Below are 21,605 nucleotides of genomic sequence, written 5' to 3' on the forward strand. Positions count from 1 at the left end.
TATGGAGGGCTTTTTTTATTGTCCGCTTTTATCAGCACCGCCAGATATCAGATCGAGTAGGAGGCGGATTTACATCCGCCGTCCTCTCACACCACCGTACGTACGGATCCGTATACGGCGGTTCAAGCTATGCGGTTAAGCCGGTTTATCGTATCCAGTACCGAGACTAGTCCAAGTTGATCCCATAGTTTCTTCGGCAATGCCTGATTCATATGAGATGCCCCTGAGCTCCACCATGGGCCACGACCATTGAACGCTGATATGCAGGCGCGCGCTTCGCTAAGCCCCAGGCGCATCAAGTTACGCGCCCTCGTTGAGGGCTGCTTCCATTGACGCCAGACGACGCAGCGAAGCTTGCGACGCACCCAGCCGTCAATTTCCTCAAGTGGCCGTTTGCTTTGACTTAGCTTGAAGTAGCCTGCCCAGCCACGCAGCACTGGGTTTATCCGCTCGATGACACTCGCCATCTTGTGGCCCCGCGCTCCGCGCAGCAGCTCTCTGAGCCGGTCGCGCAAGCGACGCAAGCTCATCGTTGCCACTCGTAAGCGTGGCTGTCGATGCCAGCTCATCCCATAGCCCAAGTAATCACACATCCACGACCCGGCTACTCGGCTCTTTTCCCGGTTCAGCGTCAGTTTCAGGCGCTGCCTCAGGAATCGCTCAACGCTGGCCATCACCCGCTCACCTGCGCGACGACTGCGCACATAAATGTTCGCATCGTCGGCATAGCGTACGAAACGATGGCCCCGTCGTTCTAGCTCGTGGTCGAGTTCGTTGAGCAGAATGTTCGACAGCAACGGCGAGAGCGGGCCGCCTTGCGGCGTCCCTTCCTGCCGTCGGCTGACGAGTCCACCTGACATCGTTCCCGCTTCGAGATAGCGACGGATCAGCGTGAGCACACGTTTATCTTCGATTTGACGCTCGATGTAGGCCATCAGCACGTCGTGGTTGACCCGATCAAAGAACTTCTCAAGATCGAGTTCCACGCAGCAGCGATGACCCGCCGCCACGTGGGCACGGGCAGTTTCGATGGCTTGGTGAGCACTTCTACCCGGACGGAAGCCGTAGCTGTAATCCGAGAACAGAGGGTCGAAGATCGGCGTGAGCTGTTGCAGCAGAGCCTGTTGGATCAGGCGATCCACGACGCTGGGGATACCCAGCTGCCTTGTCCCGCCTTTGGGCTTGGGGATTTCGACGGCACGTACACCTTGCGGGTGGTACTCGCCTGCCAACAACCGAGCCTTGAGGGTCGGCCAATACTGTTTCACGTAGCCTGACAAATGCTCGACCGTCATGCCATCGGCACCCGGCGCGCCTTTGTTGCTGACTACGCGTTGGTACGCACGTCTGAGGTTGGCGGGTGCAAGCACCCGCTCCATCAGCGTGTCCGGCTCCGCGTTCGTCCACGTCACAGACGCCGCCGATACCTGTGCGCTGTCAGCCGTCATCCTCGGATACTGTCCGGGACTCGGAGTAACAGTCTTCTCTTGGAGAAATTTCTGCATTTCGGTATTCAACGAGACTTTGACGCCTACTGGCGGCATAACTTGTTCGGCCCTTGGTGACGCGGTTATCCGCCACTTACTACGGCCTCGGCTGACTTCTGCACGTTCATCCCGTCGCCTCTCGACGCTCGGTAGCACTGTGGCAAACGTGCAGATCTCCCAGGGTAATTCGCGCGACCTTCCTGCTTATGCCTGTCGGATCTACGTCGCAGCGTCCCGTGCAAGTATTGGGCTTTAGGGAAACACGCCCCTTTACCCCGCTGCGCCGCCTCTATCCGCTTGCTGTTCGTCAGGCCAGCATTTTGCCTCGGGCTTCCTTCAGATTCGCGGTCACCCGCGACACCCTTGCCTCTGGCTAACACTTCCCCTTGCCGGGTGTGTAGAGGACTTTCACCTCCAAGTCACCAGCGAGGCCACCACAGCCAAGCTGGTTGCGCTTGCGCGCAACGCGCCATGCCTGGCGCACATATAAAAAAACCGGCTCATAAGAGCCGGTTTATCCCGGAGGTACTGCTTGTTATCAGAATGAATATGCAACGCCGACACGCAGACGGGTCTGACGTTCATCGGTCTCTTTCACACCGACGTTACCCACTTCGCCGTACGGTGCCCAGTTTTTATCAATTTTGTACGCCAGCTTGACGTTATATTCTTGGGAGTAATCTTTGTTATTATTACGAATCGTTCCTTCGGAGCTTTTCGCGTATACGTAGTTAAGCTCGGTGCGCCAGTCGCCCATTACCCAACCAATCCACGCATCACCACGGTTAACTTTATCATCGTCTTTATTCGAGCTTGATGGATAACGGGTGTAGTCATAGCGATAACGGGCTGCGACATAGAAGCCATTATCAAAGCTATATTGCGCGTGCAGATAGGGTTTATAAATGGTGAAGCTGTCTTTACTTTCGAGCGTAAAACCTGGTGTTAACGCAATGTTCTGGTTGGCTTTCCAGCGCCAGCTGATCTGATCTTCGTGACCGTTACCCACCACATCCGCAAATGGCTGGTCAGCTTTATCGCCGCCTGATTTCCATTTTGCTTCTACAGAAAAACCAAAACCATTTTCGAAACGGTGCGAAACCGCAACACGGTCTGCGTTCGAGCCGCTATCGATGTATTCGTGACGCAGATCCACGGTGACAGCCTGAGCTGCGAAAGAAGCGCCAATAAGTGAAGCAAGGACCAGAGATTTCTTAAACATGGAAAAACCCTCGTTTAAAATGATGTTTCGTTTTTATGGAATTGCATTTTATTTTTTTAAATACGTAATTTTAGTGATCATGATCGTAATTATTTGTTTCATTTTTTTTGGCAAAGCCAGCCGTGAGCAATATCAACAAAAGAGGAGTTTTAAGGGGAATTTAACGGATCGCGATCACACTAAATCGTTATTAGCGATTCAGTGAATGCGTTAAATATTTCGAGGGTGTTTGAGAATTGACTTACAAGGGTAAAAATATGACGGGGGTCACAAACAAATAAGCCTCCGGGGTCGGAGGCCTGTTTTGGTTGATATATATCAACGCGATTATCTTTCTATGGCTAATGCCACGCCCTGTCCGCCGCCGATGCACAGCGTTGCCAGCCCTTTGCGGACATCGCGTTTCACCATCTCATGCACCAGCGAGACCAGAATGCGGCAGCCCGAGGCACCGATAGGGTGGCCCAGCGCAATGGCGCCGCCGTTGACGTTGACCCGGCGTTCATCCCACTCCAGCATTTTACCCACCGACAGCGCCTGAGCCGCAAAGGCTTCATTCACTTCGATCAGATCAACGTCCGCCAGCTGCCAGCCCGCCCGCTCCAGACAGCGGCGCGTGGCGTGTACCGGGGCGATCCCCATTAAGGCAGGATCGACGCCGACGCTGGCAAAGGCTTTGATCCGCGCCAGCACCGGCAGATTCAGCGATTCCGCTTTGCTCTCGCTCATCATCATTACCGCTGCGGCCCCGTCATTAATAGAGGAGGCGTTTCCGGCGGTAACCGAACCGGTAAGCTCAAAGGCAGGATTGAGCAGCGCCAGCCCTTCTGCGCTGGCGTCGGTGCGCGGCTGCTCGTCGGTATCCACCAGCAGATTCTCCCCGCCGGGCTTCTGGGCGACAACCGGCACAATCTCGTCCCGGAAGCGGCCTGCGTCGATAGCGGCCCGGGCCTTATGCTGGGAGCTCAGCGCGTAGGCATCCTGCAATTCGCGGGTGATGCCATATTCACGCGCCAGGTTTTCTGCGGTGACGCCCATATGGTAGTCGTTGAACGCGTCCCACAGGCCGTCATGCACCAGGCTGTCGATGAGCTGGCTATTGCCCAGCTGCGCCCCGGTGCGGCTGTCGGTCAGCACGTGCGGCGCGCGGCTCATGTTCTCCTGGCCGCCAGCGATCACCACATCGGCTTCGCCGCACTGGATCGCCTGGGTCGCCAGATGCAGCGCCTTTAAGCCGGAGCCGCACACGTCGTTGATGGTAATGGCAGAGACGGTGTTGGGTAATCCTCCCTTTAGCGCGGCCTGGCGGGCAGGGTTTTGCCCGGCGCCGGCGGTCAGCACCTGACCGAGGATCACTTCGTCGATCTCGTGTGCCTCAATGCCGCTGCGCTCCACCAGCGCGCGCACCACCACGCTGCCTAACTCCACTGCCGAATGGCGTGAAAGCGCTCCCTGGAAACAGCCGATTGCGGTACGCAATGCACCCACTATCACGACGTCTTTCATCTCTACCTCTGTGCAAAATGACACCGCCCATAGTAGAGGGTTGTTATCAACTAATGATGTAATTGTTTAAAAAAAGTGAGTTTTATCACAAAGAATCCGTGAGCCCGGATTAACGCCCCGTGATGTATTCACGCAATTGATAATTTTCACGGTAATTATTAGATAACTCGTTGGCATTACCGACGACGTGACGATAAGTTAGGAATGCAAACACGCGTTAACACTGGAGTAACAAATGTCCGACTGTATCATTCCAGAAATAAAAGAATCAGAAGAAGAGATCATCGCCATCCGTCGTCATTTACATGCCAACCCCGAATTAAGCCTGGAGGAGTTTAATACCAGCAATCTGGTGGCCCGCCAGCTCGAAGGCTGGGGCTACAAGGTGACGCGGGAGATCGGCAAAACCGGCGTGGTCGGCACGATCGCCAAAGGCCAGGGGACAAAATCCATCGGCCTGCGCGCCGACATGGATGCCCTGCCGATCTTCGAAGCCACCGACTTACCCTGGGCCAGCACCGTGCCGGGCAAAATGCACGCCTGCGGTCACGACGGCCACACGGCCATTTTATTAGCCGCCGCGAAATACATCGCCTCCGACGCCTGCCAGTTTAACGGCACCGTGCACCTTATCTTCCAGCCCGCCGAAGAGGCCATTGGCGGCGCGGATCTGATGATCAAAGAAGGGCTGTTCGACCGCTTCCCCTGCGATCGTATTTTTGCCCTGCACAATATGCCTTACCTGCCGACCGGGAAATTTGGCTTCTATGAGGGCAACTTTATGGCCTCCGCCGATACCGTCAAAATCACCCTGAAAGGGTACGGCGGGCATGGCGCGCATCCGGAACGCACCGTGGATCCGATTGTGACCGGCGCGGCCCTGATCATGTCCCTGCAGAGCATTGTGGCGCGTAACGTGCCGCCGGGTGAAACCGCGGTCGTCACCGTTGGCACCTTCCAGTCGGGCATTGCCTCCAACGTGATCCCGGACAGCGCGGTGATGGAGCTGACGGTACGTTCGATGAAGCCGGAGATCCGCGACCTGCTGATCCGCCGCATTCAGGAGCTCGCCGATTTCACCGCCCGCAGCTACGGTGCCACCAGCGAAGTGGAGATCTATGACTCCTACCCGGTGCTGGTGAACGATGCGGAACAGACCGCCTTTGCCCGCCAGCTGGCCGTGGAGTTCTTTGGTGAAGATGCGGTACTCGACAGCGTCTCCCCGTCCAACGGCAGCGAAGATTTTGCCTTTATGCTGCAGCAACGTCCGGGAAGCTACTTCCTGCTCGGCAACGGCGTGAAAGGGGAAAAAGGCGGCTGCATGGTGCATAACCCCGGCTACGACTTCAATGACGAGATCATCACCACCGGGGCCTCCTTCTTTGCCCGTCTGGTTGAAAACTATTGCCGTTAAAACAGGGACAGAATAATGAAAAAATACCTTTTACCGCTGGTGGCACTGCTGGCTGCCTCATCCGCCTTCGCGGCAGAGACTAAAGAGCTGCGTTTTGGCGTGGATCCGACCTTTGCCCCGTTTGAGTCCAAGAACCCGCAGGGCGAGGTGGTCGGGTTCGATATCGATCTGGGCAATGCCATCTGCCAACAGCTGCAGGCGAAATGCGTCTGGGTTGAAAGCAATTTCGACGGCATCATTCCGTCCCTGAAGGCGCGTAAGTTTGATGCCATCCTTTCGGGGATGTACATCACCGACAAACGTAAAGAGCAGATTGCCTTTAGCGACAAGATCTACAGCGGCCCGGCCTTCCTGGTGGCACGCAAAAACACGCTTCCCGGCAACAGCGTGGATCAGCTGAAAGGGAAAACCATCGGCGTGGAGCAGGGTTCCGCTCAGGAGACCTATGCCAACGAGCAGTGGCGCGGCAAGGGCGTTAACGTGGTGGCCTATCAGGGCGCGGACCAGGTGATTCGCGACCTGGAATCCGGGCGTATCGATGGGGCGGTGCTCTCAGGGGTGATGGCGGATTATAGCTTCCTCAGCCAACCGCAGGGCAAAGAGTTTGCCTTTGTCGGCGGTGCGCTGCAGGACGACGCCCTGTTTGGCGCCGGGGCAGCCATCGGCCTGCGTAAAGAGGATGAGCAGCTGCGTAAGGATCTGAACGGCGCTATCGCCGCGATCCTCGCCGACGGTACCTATAAAAAGCTCGCCGCGAAATACTTCAGCTTCGATATCTATACCGGCAAATAGCGTTGTTCCGCCCTTCACTGGCTGAAGGGCGGTGATTTCCAGAACTGCGTTAAGGGAGGCGAGTCGCCGTTTAACGGGTCCCGCTCAGGAAACGGCAGCGCAACGATGCGCGCCAGTATCGCTGGGGTCGCCGCCTGCTTGCACAGATCGAACTCCATGCCCGGCGGATACGCCCCTACCACCAGAAAATCAAGGGTGGCTGATAAGCGGCAATGTCCGGTTCCCGCAGGCAGTAACAGTGCATCCCCCGCTTCCACCTCCATCTCTTCCCCGCCAGGCCCGCCAATGACCAGCCGCGCCGATCCCCGGGCAATGCCGAGCACTTCATGTGCGGTGGAATGGTAATGGTGATAATCGAAGATCCCATCGCGCCACTGGGGCGGCCAGCCGTTGTCGGCGAACCGTTGTTCAAACTGGCTGGCAATATCGCCATCCGTTATCACCCCTTTATAGATAAGCACCGGCAGATGGGGATTATTCGGCACCCAGTCTTTCGCTGAGAGCATCAGCACCCGGGGCGTAATGGTATCTTTAGCGGTCATGGGTTTTCTCAGTCAGTGATGAAACTCAGTTAAGTGTAGTGCGTTTTTATTTCACTACCGCTACAGCCTTCATCACAGCGGATCCGCTGTTTGCTGCAGATAATGGCGCAGCCAGTTGCCTGCCGTTCCCGGTGGGGAGCGTTTATTCCACAGCAGATCGATCGCCACCGAGCGCGGCCAGCCCGGCACGTTGAGCTGCACCAGCGCTTTTGCCGGGGCGAACTCCTCCACCAGCGCACAGGGCAGCGCGCACCAGCCGAAGCCCTGCACCGCCATGCTGAGCAGCATCAGATAGTTGGGCGCCGACCAGACCGGCCCCTGCGCCAGCACCGGTTCCCGCTCCAGATAGGTGTTCAGGCGCAGCTCCCGCCAGCCGTGCAGCTCATCGGCTTCAAGGCGCTGTTGCCCGGCCAGCGGATGGCTGGCCGAGGTGTAGATCGCCATATGGGTCTGCATCGGCAGGCGAACGGCGGCGATGTCGGTGGGATAGCTCTCCCGCGCCTCGGTAAGGCCGATTTGCGCCCGCTCTTTTTGCAGCAGGTCGATGACGTCTTCCTCTTCGCCAATCAGACATTCGAATTCGGTATGGGGGAAACGCTCATCAAAACGAAACAGCATATCCTCCAGCACGTCCGGGTGCAGGGTATCGGAGAGGACAAAGGTCAGCCGCGCTTCGGTCTCTTCGCTGAGGGAGACCGCCAGTTCATCCAGCCGGGCGCTGGCGGCCAGAATCGACTGAACATAGCCCAGCACCTGTTTCCCTTGGGCGGTAAGCACCGGCTGGCGGGCGCTGCGATCGAACAGGGCGAAGCCCAGATCGTCTTCCAGATGGGCGATGGCGGTACTGATGGTGGACTGGCTTTTACGCAGGCGGCGGGCTGCGGCGGAGAACGAGCCCGCCGCCACCGTCTCGACAAACGCGGTTAAGGCTTCAGGTGAGTAGCGCATGATGTATCTACTTTATCGATGGGATCTAACTTTTATATATCAGTTTAAACGATAAAAATAGCCGCATTATTTGCCCATCCTGGCTTATTTTTGAGGTAAGACGTTATGCAGCACAACGATGTTAAACGCAGAAAACTGCCGGAACGCATTTTCCACGCCGTCTGTTTTGAAGGTATCGCCACGGCCATTCTCGCTCCGACCACCGCATGGCTGATGCAGCGCCCGGTGCTCGAAATGGGTGGGTTAACCATTATCCTCGCCACCACGGCGATGATCTGGAACATCATCTTTAACGCTGTGTTTGACAAGCTTTGGCCGCGACATGAGGTGCCCCGCACCGCGAAAGTCCGCGCCCTGCACGCGCTTGGCTTTGAAGTCGGGTTCATCTTTATCGGCGTCGGCATTGTGTCGCTGGTGCTGGGCGTGAGCCTGCTGCAGGCCTTCACCCTGGAAATTGGCTTCTTCATCTTCTTCCTGCCGTACACCATGGTCTATAACTGGGCGTACGACACACTGCGGGATCGCATTATGAAGCGACGCCAGCAGCGCCAGGCTGCCACGTACTAATCCCTCCGGCCGGAAATGCTTTCCGGCCAGCTTCCCGTAGCGTCAACTGCGACCCCAACCCATCATTATGGTAAAATAGTCTCCTTTTTGTTGGTTTTATAGTTGATACGTTTCTCTCATGTCGAAAATCTGGTCTAAAGAAGAGACCCTCTGGAGCTTTGCCCTGTACGGCACGGCCGTGGGCGCAGGAACCCTGTTTCTGCCCATCCAGCTAGGGTCTGCGGGCGCTGTCGTCCTGTTTATCACCGCCCTTGTGGCATATCCATTCACCTACTGGCCCCACAAAGCGTTATGCCAGTTCATCCTGAGCGCAAAAACCAAAGGTAGCGAAGGGATCACCGGCGCGGTCACGCACTACTACGGGAAAAAGATCGGCAATCTGATCACCACGCTCTATTTCATCGCCTTTTTTGTGGTGGTGCAGATCTATGCCGTGGCCATCACCAACTCCCTGACGGAACAGCTGGCGAAGCATATGACGGTGGACACCACCGTGCGGGTGCTGGTGAGCCTCGGCGTGGTGCTGGCGCTGAACCTGATCTTTCTGATGGGGCGGCACGTCACCATCCGGGTGATGGGCTTTCTGGTTTTCCCGCTGATCGCTTACTTCCTGCTGGTGTCGCTCTATCTCACCCACAGCTGGCAGCCGTCGCTGCTCACCAGCCAGATGGCCTTCGATCAACATACGCTCCATCAGGTGTGGATCTCCATTCCGGTGATGGTGTTTGCCTTCAGCCATACTCCGATTATTTCGACCTTTGCCGTCGATCGACAGGAGAAATATGGCGATGCCGCGATGGGCAAATGCACCCGCATCATGAAAGTGGCCTACCTGATTATCTGCCTGAGCGTGCTGTTCTTCGTCTTCAGCTGCCTGCTGTCAATCCCACCGTCGTACATCGTCGCCGCCAAAGAGGAAGGGGTGACCATTCTCTCGGCGCTGTCCATGATGCCCTCCTCCCCCTCCTGGCTTGGGATCTCCGGGATTGTGGTCGCCATTGTCGCCATGTCGAAGTCGTTTCTCGGGACCTATTTCGGGGTGATTGAGGGGGCGACGGAGATGGTGAAATCATCACTGAATCAGATTGGAGTGAAGAAAAGCCGGGCCTTTAACCGGGCCGTGTCGGTAATGGGCGTATCCTTGATCACCTTTGCGGTGTGCTGCATTAATCCCAACGCCATCTCGATGATCTACGCCATCAGCGGGCCGCTTATCGCCATGATCTTGTTTATCATGCCGACCCTGTCGACCTTCCTCATTCCGGCCCTGAAGCCATACCGCTCCGTCGGCAATGTGCTGACGCTGATTGTCGGGGTGTTATGCGTGTCGGTGATGTTTATCGCTTAAGAAAGAGAACCTGCAGCAGGCTGCAGGTTCAGAATCAGGCGCGGATATCGTCGTATTCGCGGGTGTTATCAAATTCATGTTTGGCGAACGGGCACAGGGGAATGATTTTGCGGTTTTCAGCGCGCATCTTTTCCACGACCTTCGCCACCAGCTGTTTGCCCACGCCCTGCCCTTTCAGGCTGGGATCGACATCCGTATGCTCGATAATGCTGAGATGCTCGCCGGTAGGAACAAAAACGATTTCCGCGACCTGATTGCCCTCGGCATCGTTCACGTAAAACTTGTTATGGCCTTCCTGAATTTCCATGGTTTCTCGCTTATTTGTGGCGGTATTTGAGTGCGCCGCTTGGGCAGGAGTCGATCACACGCACAACCGTATCCACATCCACTTCATCGGGGATGATCCACGGCTTACGTTTCAGGTTGAAGAGCTTAGCGCTGCCGCGCACGCAGTTTCCCGAGTGCTGACAGATACCGGTGTTGAAGTAGACGTCAATTTTCTCACCGGTATAGGCCCGGTATCCCGCCTCCAGCAGTTCATTATCCATGACATTGCCTCTGTAGTTATTATGGGGTCCGGGAACAAGCATAGCGCGATATTATCATTCAACCTACTGAGACAACGCTAATTTTAAAACCTTATGACCGGAGCTCATGATGTGAACTCGACTGGCAAGCATTCGTAATATTTAAAAATAAACAACATTACTCTGCAATCTGCCTATCCAGACGGGATAATTAACGCTGTTTTTCAGCAATACAGGTCAGATAATGAGAACCATACCATCATTTATACTGTTATTCAGTATGATTTCAGTCAGCGGTTGTAGCACGCCAAAACCAGACAAAGTAGAGCAGATTAATCGAATGCACATTCCTTTAGTGCTTCCTGGTGCAAAAACGCAACCTGTCCCGACATCACATATCGCCTCGCTGTACAATACCAATAAACAGGATATTGCTACGCTTACCGATACGATAAAAAAACAATATTTACAGGATGTAAAACAGAAAGAGATATTCGAAATGGATAGCGATGTGCAGCCAGTCTACACATCCCTTTCCAGATTAGAAGCATTAGCCATGATGAATCAGCAATACCTTAAAGAAAATAATGAAACAGGGTTGGAGCAGATTCAGATCGTGCTAAAACCGGTTCTGGCAGGCTAATCCCCAATATAAAAAAACCCGGCAGGTAAGTGCCGGGCTTGTACGCAGAGTCATGGCTAGAGGTGCGTCAATCGTTCTGGCCAAAACGATAACTCAGCCCGGCCGTAACCGTACTAACGTCAGCGCTTACCCCAATCTGATTGGCATTACCTACGTTGCTTACCCATTGATATTCAAGGCGTCCTGCCCAGTTTTTGTTGAAGGCATACTCGGTGCCCACAGCAGCCAGCGGACGAACACCGGTTTCAAAGCGATTATGACCGCTTACATCAGATTCCGCCCGGTATCCCATTGCCCCGGCCCGGCCATACAGGTCCCACTCTGGCGTGATGGCATAGCTCGCTTTCAGGGACATCTGGATCCCCTGACTTTTCAGTGTGGCTCCGGCGCCGCTGTGATGACCTTTAATCTGCATGTTACCTAAATAGTCGTAGCCACCTTCGACAGCCAGCCACGAGTTAATCTGGTAACCGGTGTAAATTCCACCACCTACGTTGTCATGGTCTACGTCAAAATGGTTTGAGCCACTATTATTATCCAGCGCTTTGCTACCTGTACTGGCATCGAAATAGTGTGACCAACCGAACTTTCCACCACTGTACCAGGTTCCGGCATCGCCCGCGGCAAACGCTGCGGTAGTCGTGAAAGCACTTACGATAATTAAAGCAACAACGGTCTTTTTCATAACAATCTCGTTTAAACTTACTGGAGGTAAATTTCGTTATTTAGTTCAGTAGGCAAACGATATACAAAAACCGCTGTCAGGTTAATTATCATTCTGTTTAAAATTAAATTTTCAATCAAAAATTTTCGGGTAACGCCTTTATTTCCAGCAGATAACCGCCACGTTTGAAGGCAATATAGCCCTCTTTTTTCAACGCGGAGATCACATTCAATACACTGCTGCGCGAAAGTAGCGTTCTGTCCTGAATATAATCCAGAATTGATGTTCGCATGCGCGTCTGTTCCGGCAGTGTTATCATCTCCAGCAGATGGTTACGTATTACCGAATAGGTTCGTTGTTGCACGACTAATGCATCACGATAAAACAGATAAGCGGTATGGTACGAGAGCACCGCGGCAACGTCCTCCCACAACCCCTGCTGGCAGATGATCTCAGCCGCCAGTTTTGCATCAATCCGTAACATTGTTGATTCAGATTCGGTACGCAAAATATGGCCTTTCGTCGGCTGGATCATCTCTGCAATGCCAAAAAGATGCGCTTCATACACGGTGACAATCAGCAGCCCATCGGAGGCACGCAGTATGGAGAGCTCCCCCTCAAGAAAAAAGTAGAGCTGGGGACGGCCTTTGTAGTTCCAGGTCATTCTTTTGCGCGGGATCACCTGGATTTTATCAGCAATGGGCTCAAGCGCCGCCAACAAACGCTGCATGGAATTTTCGGGACGTATGGGTGACATAAGATGCATAGTATTACCTGATAGCTTTGCATCACAGCCAGATTAGCCTCTGGAGCAAACCTGTAAGTTGCGCGGTGCGGCCTGATTCGCCTCTGCAGCACCCTGACTTTGATGCAGATTTAAAACACTTTCCGATATTCAGATATAGCAATATCTCTACGGCGGGTAAAATTTATGTTGTTTATTTTTAAATTTTTTACAATGAGCAGGGTCGGGAGGTGGGGAGCTTGTTCGAAGATTGTAAACTGTTGGTAAGCATATATCAGGTGGCAAAACGCTGGAGTAGATTCGATAATCTGGGCAATAAAACCCACCATTTCAGTTGCGCATAATTAATTTCTGCTTTATTGCCCTTCCCCCGCACTTACATTAACTTACGGCCACTGTCAAAATGTATTGATGCGATAACCACTATTTCCTGACCATTATTATCCTGGAGCGGATATTGTTGGCAACGCTCATTGTTTTATACTTCAAATATCCCTTATAAATCGCTAAAAAGGTAAGGTCACTATAGCAGAGATATAAAGGTTTAAGTTTAAAGCAGCGCCCCTCACAGGAGTGAGGTTGTGAGTAAATTAAATTATTATATAAGGATATAAAATGATTAATCAGTTGAAAAAAGTAGCACTGCTTGTGGGTGTAGGGATTTTACCTTGTGCTGTTTTTGCAGCACCTACAGTGACTTTCCAGGGCGAGGTCACCGATCAGACTTGTTCTGTCAATATTAACGGACAAACAAACTCTGTCGTGATGCTGCCAACCGTCGCCACCGCTGATTTTGGAACGACGCTGGCAAATGGGCAGAAAGCGGGTCTCACGCCATTCACTGTTTCCGTTAGTGGATGTACTGCGCCTGAGGCCGATCTTAATATCAAGACTAAATTCCTGGGATATGATGTTGATGTCTCTTCAGGGGTGCTGGGTAACCGCGCGACAGATAATGCTGCTGTTGGTTACGGTATTCAGTTAACCGCTTCCAGCGATGGAACTAACCCTGTCATCCTTTCTGGTCCAACCTCTGTTAGCGGTCTGGTTCTGAAAGCAACTGAAACGTCAGCAAGCCATGATTTTGGTGCGCAATATTATGTGGTCGATGCTGCTTCCGCCAAGCCAGGTAAAATCACTGCTGTTGCAGAGTATACCCTGAGCTATTTCTGATTGTTCTGAACTGGCTGGAGGAAGACTTCCAGCCAGAATTCCGCCGCACATTTATTAATAATTCAGGAGAGCGTAACATGCGCACTTATTCCACTTTGCTGGTTACGCTTTTTTTAATTCTCAGCCAGAACGCTTTTGCCAGCGTGGTAATGACTGGCACCCGAATAATCTATCCTGCCCAGAACCGGGAAAAATGCGTTCAGTTAAGAAACCAGGATAGTCAACCTTATATTGTCCAGATTGAGACGGACAAGGGTCAGAAAAATAGTGCTTCAGAGGATGGCGATTTTGTTATTACGCCACAAATATTTCGCATGGAGCCTAAAGCGGGACAGTCGGTGCGTTTGATGTACACAGGTAAAAATTTACCTCAGGATCGTGAGGCGATTTTTTATTTGAATTTCACCCAGTTACCCGCCACTAAAACAGCAAATCAAGGCAGTAATCAACTGGTCCTCTCCATAACAAACCGCGTAAAAATATTTTATCGTCCTCAGGGAATAACCGGTCGCCAGGGCGATACTGCGAAGAATCTTACCTTCGCGCTGAAAGGGAAAAACATTCAGGTGACAAACCCTGGAGGCTATTTTGCCGTTATTCGCCGGGCCAGCCTGATAATTCAGGGCCGCGAAGTCCGCCTGGCGGATTCGGTAATGGTCGCCCCTAAATCCTCCAGTGAATGGTCGCTTTCCACTCCCGTAAAAAGTCTTAAAGGCGCGCGTTTACGGCTGACGTTAGTGAACGACTACGGCATGGATACCGTCAGTGAAAGGGTGCTGTAAAAAAAGAGCAGCACGCATTATTTCGCACAGGCGGATAACGCAAATGAAATACGTTGTTATTTTATGTGCTGTTATCGCTTCTGTTCCTGTGGCGCTGGCGGCTGGCGGTCCTGATGACTCATCAGCAGACGATTATACTTTTGAACCCGCCCTGTTTCGCGGGGGGAAATTCAGTCAGGCTACCCTGGAGCAGTTTACGCGGAAAGACAGTATTGCCGCAGGCATCTACAAAGTAGATGTCTATGTAAACACCCGATTTATCGACACCATGAGCGTCGAATTTGTTAACGATGCAGACAATAGCGTCGCCCTCTGCCTGTCACCGGAACTTTTCAAAAGCGCCGGAATTAAATTTGATCCGCAGGCATCCGCGCACGCCAAAACCGATAAGGGCTGTTTTTTATTCAGCCAGGCGGTGAAAGGCAGCAGTGTCGATATGAATATGGCCGAGCTGCGCCTGAATCTTAGCGTGCCGCAAACGGATATGAGCAACGATGCGCGTGGCTATGTTAACCCTGACGATTTAGACGTCGGCAGTGCGATGGGGTTTGTCAATTACATCAGTAACTACTACCACGTCTCCTATTCCGGGGAGAACACCAACGATCAGGATTCCGCGTGGTTATCCCTGAACGGCGGGCTTAATCTCGGCAAATGGCAGTACCGACAAATATCCAACCTGAACTGGAGCCGGGATAGCGGCAGCGACTGGCAAAACATTCGTCGCTATCTGCAAAGACCGCTGCCGAAGATCGGCAGCCAGATGATGATGGGCCAGCTCGTGACGTCAGGGCGCTTTTTCTCCGGTATGAATTACAAAGGCGTCAGCCTGGCGAGCGACGATCGCATGCTGCCTGATTCCATGCGAGGCTATGCACCGGTGATCCGCGGCGTCGCATCCAGCAACGCTAAAGTATCGGTGCGTCAGAATGGCCAGGAAATTTACCAGACCACGGTCGCTCCCGGCGCATTTGAAATTACCGACCTCTACCCTACCAGCTATAGCGGCGACCTTGATGTAGAAGTGACCGAGGCTGATGGCTCCGTCAACCGGTTCAGCGTCCCGTTTTCTGCGGTTCCCGAGTCCATGCGCGCGGGCGTTTCTCGCTACAGCGTTGAGATGGGGAAAACGCTCGATAGCGGCGATGAATCGGCTTTTAGCGATCTCACCTGGCAACGTGGTTTAAGTAACAGCGTCACCATGAACAGCGGGCTGCGCCTCGCAGATGCTTATCAGGCCGTGATGCTGGGCGGGGTTTACGGCAGCTGGTTTGGCGCACTGGGAATGGACATGACCTGGTCGCATGCCGAACTCCCGGATACGGGCTATATCAGCGGGGGAATGGCGCATCTCTCCTGGAGCAAAACGTTTCCGGCAACGGACACCACGGTGTCACTTGCTGGCTATCGCTATTCCACCAGCGGCTACCGGGATCTCACTGATGTCCTCGGTGTACGCCAGGCCGCGAAAACAGGCGAAAGCTGGGAGTCCACCACCTACAGCCAGCAGTCCCGCTTTGAGCTCTCCCTGAATCAGAACCTTGGGGAGCTCGGGAGCGTGTTCCTGTCAGGCTCAACCCAGGATTATCGCGATGGCCGCAGCCGGGATACGCAGCTGCAGTTTGGTTACAGCAAAAGCTTCATGTACGGGATCGGCGCGAACCTGTCCATCTCCCGTCAGCAGATGGGGGATTATGACGACAGTGGCACCATGGAGACGGTGACATCGCTGTCTGTATCCATCCCGCTGGGCACTACCGATCCGCGCGCCCCGACCCTGAGTAACTCCTGGACCCACTCCACCAACGGCGGGGATCAGTATCAGAGTTCGGTCTCAGGCATGCTTGATGAGAAACAGACGACCAACTACGGCATCAACGTGAGTCGCGATCAGCAGTACAAGCAAACCGTAATCAGCGGGAACCTGCAGAAGCGCCTGGCCGATACAACAGTAGGGCTGAATGCCGCGCAGGGCCAGGGATACTGGCAGGCGTCCGGCAATGCCCAGGGCGCGATGGCTATCCATTCGGGTGGGATCACATTAGGCCCCTATCTGAGCGATACCTTTGCCCTGGTTGAAGCGAAAGGCGCCGAGGGCGCCCAGGTATACAACTCTCAGCAGGTAACCGTCGACGGCAATGGCTATGCGCTTATCCCTGCCGTCACGCCGTATCGCTACAACCGGATAACGCTCGATCCGCAAAATATGGATGGCGATGCCGAGCTGGTCGATAGCGAAAAACGAATTGCACCGGTTGCAGGGGCGGCCAGCAAAGTGGTGTTCCGCACACGTCGCGGCACGGCGCTGTTGATCAAATCGCGCTTCCCGGACGGGGAAGTTTTGCCTCTTGGGGCCGATGTCCTGGATGACAACGGCAACATTGTCGGCATGACCGGTCAGGGCGGGCAGATCTATGTTCGCAGTGAACAAACCAGTGGGCGGTTTACCGTGCGCTGGGGTGAGCAGCCCAGCGATCGCTGCTACCTGCCCTTTACGATCGCCCACGCCGAAGCCGGGCAGCCCATGGTCAGATTAACGTCAGTATGTTCAGGTTAAGGTTCAGGAAGTGATGATGAAAACAAACAGAGGATTGCTGCTGAAACTTTGCCTTGGCCTGATGCTGCTTCTGAGTGCCATGCCCGGATGGAGTCGTTGCACTAAGACCACTAAACTGCAAACGGAGGACGGCTATACGGCGATCATTCCGTTCGGAAAAATCAACCTGACGGATACGTATTTCGTTCCGGTAGGCTCCTTACTGGGAAGCGTCGTGGTACCGCCCACAAATTACACCTATGGCGGCTCGACGGGCTCGACGGTGCTCTGGGAGTGTGACGAGGCGGATCTCGCAAACATCTATTTCCTGGTGGCGACCAACGGTGATGACCGGGTGGGCGGCTACTATGACATTGGTACTAATGATGGGCTGACGGACGTCTATGCAACCTGGTTCGCTTACGTTGGGTTACGTCAGACCATGGCGGGCATAACGCTAAAACGCACCTGGCAGAAAATGCCCGTTACCTCGTGGGCCACCACCTCAGCAGGGAAAATTCAGATTCGCCTCCAGGATATCCCGCCGCTGCAGGCCGAGCTGTACCGCATTAGCACCTTACCAGGAACGTCTGCTAAATCAGCCTATTGTGGAAACAATAATACTGATGGTTCTGGTCTGGCCTACGGCAAACCTACCGGCAAGGTATACAGCTGCATACAACCGAACGCCTACATTCAGCTTTCCGGCGATCCCTCTGTTTCATTTGCTTTCGCCCACGATGAGGTCGGGGAAGATAGCTCTACAGATTTTAGTTTCTGGGGAGCAGATAACGGCTTTGGCTATGGGATGCGTACCGGCAGCTCCATTTACAGCAACCCAACCTGCGTGGCCCGCAGTGCGGATCCGATAGTCCTTCTGCCGACAATCTCTACCGCCGAGCTGGAAGCCGGGATGGGGGCAAGCTCGTCGTTTTCGGTGCAGGTTGAGTGCAGTGATTCGGCTAAGTCCGGGGTGGCCGATACGCAGACGGCGATGGGTTTCCAGGTTTCTGAAGGCGCCTATGCCGCGGCGCAGTCCCTGGGACTGGTCAACAGTAGCGGCGGCGTGAGCGCACTGGTGTCGGATAACTATAACGCCCCGGATATGGCGAAAGGGGTAGGTATTACGCTGGCAAACAGTGCTAATCCGGGACAAACCCTTAACTTTGTCGGCCAGCCTGGTATAGCAACGCTTAAGCCGGGCGGAAACAGCGCGGGCTGGTACCCGGTGTTGCAGGGCGCTAAAGCGATGGGAAGCGTGACGAGCGGCTACACCTATTACACCTACTCCTTTATCGCCACGCTGAAAAAACTGAGCGGCAAGGAGATAACGCCAGGTAAGGTGCATGCAACGGCGTATGTGCTGGTGAAAATGCAATGATGAAAAGGTCTGTTCTCTGGCTTCTGTGCCTGCTGTTCTCATCCCCGCTGCATGCAGGGATTATGGCTGCCGGCACGCGGGTAATTTATCCGGCAGGCAAGCGGGAGCAATCGCTGATGCTGGTGAATACCAATAAGTATCCGGTGGTCGTGCAGAGCTGGGTGGATGACGGCACAGGCGATCCGGAATCTGCCGCCGCGCCTTTTGTCGCGCTGCCTGCAGTGTTTCGTCTGAAACCGGGAGAGCGTCAGGGGTTACGGCTTATCTACAATCAGGATCCTTTGCCCCACGATCGTGAGTCCGTTTTTTGGATCAATCTTTATGAGATCCCTCCCCTGTCGGCAAAAAAGGCTGAAGCTGCACGCCTGACGGTGGCAATGAATACGCAAATGAAGCTGTTCTGGCGCCCAAAAGGTCTCACCATGACGCTGGAAGAGGCGGTGAAAAAGCTGGCTTTTCGTCTGGTACCCGATGGCAAAGGCTGGGCGGTTGAGTGCAATAACCCCACACCGCTGAATATCTCGTTTACCTCGCTTGCTCTGTTAAAGGGTACGCATGAACAGAAGGTCACCCAGCAACCCGATATGATGATCAGAACATTCAGCACGCGGCGTTATCCGCTGGATGCGGTTAAGGGCATGCCGGACGGATCGCGACTGCGTGTTCGATATTTAAATGACAGCGGGGTATCGGTAGAAAAAATGGTTTCGCTGCAGCAATAGCGTGGGTTAGCTGCGGGATAAGTTCTTACATAGAAAGAGGTTCTGGAGCGGGCGAAGGGAATAATACGAAGGCCAGTCAACTCAGTAAAATCAATGAACTAAGAGATTTCAAAAAATTTTCTATACACATTTCTATACACACAATGCTAACCCTTTGGACTAGATATATTGGAGGTATGAGCGTTCATTCACAGACCTCTAGATAGAGGTCTGCATTCAAATTTAAGGTTCTAGCCTCATCATTCTGAGGAAATGGCACCAAATGCTAGAAGACCTTGCCCTGTATGAGTTTTGAGAAATTCATTCAATTCGCAACCTATGCGAAGCCGCTCCTCTACAAATTGCTGAGACACAAAATGCTTTCCATACTTATGCTTTAAATGTTCAGCGAGCATTAACGAAACATCATGCCCGCGAGAAAGTGACCATTTTGCAGTATGTTTTGCACTTATTTTTTCAGCCTCATCAATCAGTTCATCTATGTTCATCGAGCTTGACCAATTTTTTATGCTATCTTTTATTCTTTCATCATCCACAACAAGCGAGTTAAGATCAAAAAAGTCTAATATATTCAAACCATTGAGAATGCTTTTTTCTTCACTACCACCCGTCATTTTATAATCAGCAGCTCTGTATTTGCCAATAATCCGTGACGCAACTTCAATTTTTTCTTTCAAATCTTCGACATCTTCATGAGAGATGTCTAGGCGTAAATTTGATAAAAGCTTTCTCAAAGCTTTAGAGTTAAAAATGAAAATATCTAAATCGTTATAAATATGTTCATTATCACTACTTATAAAAAAATATTGAATTCCAGAAACAGTACCTATTTCAGTAGTCAAATCATAATCAATATCAGCCAAGAAAAAAGCCGAATCTAAATATTTTTTAGATGTGTTGTCGGTTTTAAAATACCTAGCAACGCCCTCTACCGCCTCTTTCCCTACAAACCCATCAAATCTATAACCTTGATTAACCCAAGGCTGTAAAAAACTTTTGTCGTTGACCCCTTCAACAAATAAGGTTTTTTTCCCTAAACTCCTGAAGGATTGAATGGCTGAGCCAACCAGGACCGATGGCCTCTCCTGATATTTTTTTAAAGAACTTCTACGCATTTGGCTCATATGCTATCATCCTGATGATGTTGTTCTGCTAATTCGATAACATTTTCCCACCGGCCGCCTATGAGAATTGGCGAGTGAGTTGCCATAATCACAGTGAAGTCTTTTATGTTTCTTATTTCATTTATTATGTCAATGAAATCTTCTTGCCAGGCAGGGTGAAATGAAATCTCAGGCTCATCAATAAGAACAACATCACCTTTAGTTGCGCCGAAAACCAGCTTTCCTAACATAACTATAAGATGTTGTTCACCAGAAGATAGGCAGCTTAAATCAATCTGTACATCACTTCTATTTATAGGCGAAATAGAAAAACCACTTTCAAAATTAATTTCTACCTTTTTGAATGAAAGCAATTTATTTACAGAGTTCTTAAAAAGATTAAGCTTAACAGCAAGATTATCAAGAACTTTATATTTAAGCTTGATATCATCCAGATATACCTTCAATACAGTTAAACCAGTCCCTTCGTGTTGATATGAGAAGAACTGATTTAGTTGCTCTGTAGTTCTTTCTTTTTCGTTTGATAAAATTCCTAGCGACGAGAATCGCTCCTCATACTTCTGTATATCTTTAATAGACTTCATGACTTCGTCAACCCTTGCAGGGCTTTCACCGCCCTGAAGGCTTTGAATCAAGCGCTGTGGGAAAGTTGACTCTCTTCTTCTTCCCAGTTCAAACTGATTTCTAATTCCTTGCTGAATTTTCGACTTAATATCAGTTGCAAGAATATTGATCATAGACTTATTAGACATGCCAGCGCGCCTTCTTGAGCTAGCACTAGCAAAACGAACATCTGAATTCGAGTATTCGCTAACTTTTATCCTATCAGTAGTAATGTAATAACTTTTTATTTTTTTTGTTATTTCATCAACCCACTCTATATTAGGAATATCCTGTCTGGCTAATGTTGAACCACCGCAAACTCGGAGGATAGATTCTTTATTATAAGACTCCCCAGTGAATTCATTCTCCCATCGATCATATGACACACGATTAATATAAGGGAACTCATGAGAGAATTTTGTCCATAATTCATTGACCCCACCTTCAGAATCAATATCAATAATAACAGTTTTGTTCCTCCTATTAGTAAGATCTGTTATTGAGATAATGTTATTCATTTTTTTAATTTGAACTAGTATCGCTTTGTTATTATTGTGCGTGTTTGCTTCATCATCGAGAAAAGAAAGTTCCTCTTGTGCATCATGATGCGCCAAGTTTTCGCTGAAGGACTCATCATCAATATTTATCAAGCTTGAAGTGCTTTTCTTATCAGAGCTTTCTATAAGGAAGGTTATCTCACTAAAGACTTCAGAAAAGAAAGAAAAATAACTAGCATTCGAAAAACTGTAAATAAGCCTAAGTACGGTAGACTTACCATATCCATTTGGCGAGGTTATAATATTTATATCATGGTTAAATGAAAACGAATAATTAAACTCTTCAAAAAGGCCATCAATTTTAATTCCTTTGGTAATCCTC

21 protein-coding genes are annotated in these 21,605 nt (G+C 51.8%); 10 read left to right on the forward strand and 11 right to left on the reverse strand.

From position 1 onward, the window contains the following. Positions 1–122: 122 nt before the first annotated feature. The 3 genes from ltrA to FHN83_RS07040 form a co-directional block, all read right to left on the reverse strand. Complete coding sequence (ltrA, locus tag FHN83_RS07020; protein ID WP_225990717.1) at positions 123–1,412, reverse strand: group II intron reverse transcriptase/maturase; 1,290 nt, start codon at positions 1,410–1,412, stop codon at positions 123–125. Positions 1,413–2,025: 613 nt separating this feature from the next. Then, entirely contained in the window at positions 2,026–2,709 is a 684-nt protein-coding gene (locus tag FHN83_RS07030; protein WP_139563552.1) for an oligogalacturonate-specific porin KdgM family protein, read from the reverse strand. Between the two features lie 327 nt (positions 2,710–3,036). Further along, complete coding sequence (locus FHN83_RS07040) at positions 3,037–4,215, reverse strand: acetyl-CoA C-acetyltransferase (RefSeq protein ID WP_138370519.1); 1,179 nt, start codon at positions 4,213–4,215, stop codon at positions 3,037–3,039. A gap of 235 nt (positions 4,216–4,450) precedes the next feature. Here FHN83_RS07040 and FHN83_RS07045 point away from each other — a divergent pair, with 235 nt between their 5' ends. Then, positions 4,451–5,629 (forward strand): M20 aminoacylase family protein, encoded by a 1,179-nt coding sequence (locus tag FHN83_RS07045; RefSeq protein WP_139563553.1) that lies wholly within the window; start codon positions 4,451–4,453, stop codon positions 5,627–5,629. Between the two features lie 15 nt (positions 5,630–5,644). After that, positions 5,645–6,421 (forward strand): lysine/arginine/ornithine ABC transporter substrate-binding protein, encoded by a 777-nt coding sequence (locus FHN83_RS07050; protein ID WP_138370517.1) that lies wholly within the window; start codon positions 5,645–5,647, stop codon positions 6,419–6,421. Between the two features lie 14 nt (positions 6,422–6,435). Here FHN83_RS07050 and FHN83_RS07055 read toward each other — a convergent pair whose 3' ends face one another. Further along, positions 6,436–6,963 (reverse strand): cupin domain-containing protein, encoded by a 528-nt coding sequence (locus tag FHN83_RS07055; RefSeq protein WP_139563554.1) that lies wholly within the window; start codon positions 6,961–6,963, stop codon positions 6,436–6,438. A 72-nt stretch (positions 6,964–7,035) separates the two neighbouring features. Beyond that, entirely contained in the window at positions 7,036–7,911 is an 876-nt protein-coding gene (locus FHN83_RS07060) for a LysR family transcriptional regulator (protein WP_039029869.1), read from the reverse strand. A 105-nt stretch (positions 7,912–8,016) separates the two neighbouring features. Here FHN83_RS07060 and FHN83_RS07065 point away from each other — a divergent pair, with 105 nt between their 5' ends. Together FHN83_RS07065 and FHN83_RS07070 are read left to right on the forward strand one after the other, a co-directional pair. After that, positions 8,017–8,478: a multidrug/biocide efflux PACE transporter gene (locus tag FHN83_RS07065; RefSeq protein WP_139563555.1), complete on the forward strand. Its 462-nt coding sequence runs from the start codon at positions 8,017–8,019 to the stop codon at positions 8,476–8,478. Between the two features lie 118 nt (positions 8,479–8,596). Continuing rightward, a complete protein-coding gene (locus FHN83_RS07070; protein ID WP_139563556.1) occupies positions 8,597–9,826 on the forward strand; it encodes an amino acid permease in 1,230 nt (409 codons plus the stop codon). 34 nt (positions 9,827–9,860) lie between these two features. Here FHN83_RS07070 and FHN83_RS07075 read toward each other — a convergent pair whose 3' ends face one another. Beyond that, a complete protein-coding gene (locus FHN83_RS07075) occupies positions 9,861–10,133 on the reverse strand; it encodes a GNAT family N-acetyltransferase (protein ID WP_039029866.1) in 273 nt (90 codons plus the stop codon). Between the two features lie 10 nt (positions 10,134–10,143). Continuing rightward, positions 10,144–10,374 (reverse strand): 4Fe-4S mono-cluster protein YjdI, encoded by a 231-nt coding sequence (yjdI, locus tag FHN83_RS07080; RefSeq protein WP_138370514.1) that lies wholly within the window; start codon positions 10,372–10,374, stop codon positions 10,144–10,146. Between the two features lie 223 nt (positions 10,375–10,597). On the opposite strand from yjdI, the gene FHN83_RS07085 reads away from it, so the two are divergent. Beyond that, complete coding sequence (locus FHN83_RS07085) at positions 10,598–10,996, forward strand: hypothetical protein (RefSeq protein WP_039029864.1); 399 nt, start codon at positions 10,598–10,600, stop codon at positions 10,994–10,996. A 67-nt stretch (positions 10,997–11,063) separates the two neighbouring features. Here FHN83_RS07085 and FHN83_RS07090 read toward each other — a convergent pair whose 3' ends face one another. Both FHN83_RS07090 and FHN83_RS07095 read right to left on the reverse strand, forming a co-directional pair. Further along, the gene (locus FHN83_RS07090) at positions 11,064–11,681 is read right to left on the reverse strand and encodes an outer membrane beta-barrel protein (protein ID WP_039029863.1); all 618 of its coding nucleotides are present in this window, start codon (positions 11,679–11,681) and stop codon (positions 11,064–11,066) included. A gap of 115 nt (positions 11,682–11,796) precedes the next feature. Beyond that, positions 11,797–12,426, reverse strand: coding sequence for a helix-turn-helix domain-containing protein (locus FHN83_RS07095; protein WP_039029862.1), 630 nt, complete (start codon positions 12,424–12,426; stop codon positions 11,797–11,799). A 594-nt stretch (positions 12,427–13,020) separates the two neighbouring features. On the opposite strand from FHN83_RS07095, the gene FHN83_RS07100 reads away from it, so the two are divergent. The 5 genes from FHN83_RS07100 to FHN83_RS07120 all read left to right on the forward strand — a co-directional run bounded on the left by FHN83_RS07100 (position 13,021) and on the right by FHN83_RS07120 (position 18,999). Continuing rightward, entirely contained in the window at positions 13,021–13,578 is a 558-nt protein-coding gene (locus FHN83_RS07100) for a fimbrial protein (RefSeq protein ID WP_139563557.1), read from the forward strand. A 77-nt stretch (positions 13,579–13,655) separates the two neighbouring features. Beyond that, positions 13,656–14,360: a molecular chaperone gene (locus tag FHN83_RS07105; protein ID WP_139563558.1), complete on the forward strand. Its 705-nt coding sequence runs from the start codon at positions 13,656–13,658 to the stop codon at positions 14,358–14,360. 43 nt (positions 14,361–14,403) lie between these two features. Further along, positions 14,404–16,917 carry a fimbria/pilus outer membrane usher protein gene (locus FHN83_RS07110; RefSeq protein ID WP_039029859.1) on the forward strand — a complete coding sequence of 838 codons (2,514 nt, stop codon included), beginning with the start codon at positions 14,404–14,406 and terminating at the stop codon, positions 16,915–16,917. A 16-nt stretch (positions 16,918–16,933) separates the two neighbouring features. Then, entirely contained in the window at positions 16,934–18,277 is a 1,344-nt protein-coding gene (locus tag FHN83_RS07115) for a fimbrial protein (protein ID WP_139563559.1), read from the forward strand. After that, positions 18,274–18,999, forward strand: coding sequence for a molecular chaperone (locus tag FHN83_RS07120; RefSeq protein ID WP_139563560.1), 726 nt, complete (start codon positions 18,274–18,276; stop codon positions 18,997–18,999). Before FHN83_RS07115 ends, FHN83_RS07120 begins: the two co-directional genes overlap by 4 nt. Positions 19,000–19,238: 239 nt before the next feature. Here the strand turns inward: FHN83_RS07120 and FHN83_RS07125 are convergent, their stop codons facing one another. Next, positions 19,239–20,123 carry a hypothetical protein gene (locus tag FHN83_RS07125; RefSeq protein ID WP_139563561.1) on the reverse strand — a complete coding sequence of 295 codons (885 nt, stop codon included), beginning with the start codon at positions 20,121–20,123 and terminating at the stop codon, positions 19,239–19,241. Beyond that, entirely contained in the window at positions 20,120–21,601 is a 1,482-nt protein-coding gene (locus FHN83_RS07130) for an AAA family ATPase (RefSeq protein ID WP_139563562.1), read from the reverse strand. Before FHN83_RS07130 ends, FHN83_RS07125 begins: the two co-directional genes overlap by 4 nt. Positions 21,602–21,605: the final 4 nt, after the last annotated feature.

Origin of the sequence: Leclercia adecarboxylata (assembly GCF_006171285.1) — a bacterium.
GTDB lineage: Bacteria > Pseudomonadota > Gammaproteobacteria > Enterobacterales > Enterobacteriaceae > Enterobacter > Enterobacter barmai.

Excerpts from the sequence above, each read along its gene's own strand:
- FHN83_RS07040 (WP_138370519.1), bottom strand. The coding sequence starts at position 4,215 with ATGAAAGACGTCGTGATAGTGGGTGCATTGCGTACCGCAATCGGCTGT.
- FHN83_RS07095 (WP_039029862.1), bottom strand. The coding sequence starts at position 12,426 with ATGCATCTTATGTCACCCATACGTCCCGAAAATTCCATGCAGCGTTTG.
- FHN83_RS07110 (WP_039029859.1), top strand. The coding sequence starts at position 14,404 with ATGAAATACGTTGTTATTTTATGTGCTGTTATCGCTTCTGTTCCTGTG.
- FHN83_RS07055 (WP_139563554.1), bottom strand. The coding sequence starts at position 6,963 with ATGACCGCTAAAGATACCATTACGCCCCGGGTGCTGATGCTCTCAGCG.
- FHN83_RS07100 (WP_139563557.1), top strand. The coding sequence starts at position 13,021 with ATGATTAATCAGTTGAAAAAAGTAGCACTGCTTGTGGGTGTAGGGATT.
- FHN83_RS07070 (WP_139563556.1), top strand. The coding sequence starts at position 8,597 with ATGTCGAAAATCTGGTCTAAAGAAGAGACCCTCTGGAGCTTTGCCCTG.
- FHN83_RS07090 (WP_039029863.1), bottom strand. The coding sequence starts at position 11,681 with ATGAAAAAGACCGTTGTTGCTTTAATTATCGTAAGTGCTTTCACGACT.
- FHN83_RS07030 (WP_139563552.1), bottom strand. The coding sequence starts at position 2,709 with ATGTTTAAGAAATCTCTGGTCCTTGCTTCACTTATTGGCGCTTCTTTC.
- FHN83_RS07105 (WP_139563558.1), top strand. The coding sequence starts at position 13,656 with ATGCGCACTTATTCCACTTTGCTGGTTACGCTTTTTTTAATTCTCAGC.
- FHN83_RS07050 (WP_138370517.1), top strand. The coding sequence starts at position 5,645 with ATGAAAAAATACCTTTTACCGCTGGTGGCACTGCTGGCTGCCTCATCC.
- FHN83_RS07125 (WP_139563561.1), bottom strand. The coding sequence starts at position 20,123 with ATGAGCCAAATGCGTAGAAGTTCTTTAAAAAAATATCAGGAGAGGCCA.
- FHN83_RS07045 (WP_139563553.1), top strand. The coding sequence starts at position 4,451 with ATGTCCGACTGTATCATTCCAGAAATAAAAGAATCAGAAGAAGAGATC.
- FHN83_RS07115 (WP_139563559.1), top strand. The coding sequence starts at position 16,934 with ATGAAAACAAACAGAGGATTGCTGCTGAAACTTTGCCTTGGCCTGATG.
- FHN83_RS07085 (WP_039029864.1), top strand. The coding sequence starts at position 10,598 with ATGAGAACCATACCATCATTTATACTGTTATTCAGTATGATTTCAGTC.
- FHN83_RS07060 (WP_039029869.1), bottom strand. The coding sequence starts at position 7,911 with ATGCGCTACTCACCTGAAGCCTTAACCGCGTTTGTCGAGACGGTGGCG.
- FHN83_RS07065 (WP_139563555.1), top strand. The coding sequence starts at position 8,017 with ATGCAGCACAACGATGTTAAACGCAGAAAACTGCCGGAACGCATTTTC.
- FHN83_RS07075 (WP_039029866.1), bottom strand. The coding sequence starts at position 10,133 with ATGGAAATTCAGGAAGGCCATAACAAGTTTTACGTGAACGATGCCGAG.
- yjdI (WP_138370514.1), bottom strand. The coding sequence starts at position 10,374 with ATGGATAATGAACTGCTGGAGGCGGGATACCGGGCCTATACCGGTGAG.
- FHN83_RS07120 (WP_139563560.1), top strand. The coding sequence starts at position 18,274 with ATGATGAAAAGGTCTGTTCTCTGGCTTCTGTGCCTGCTGTTCTCATCC.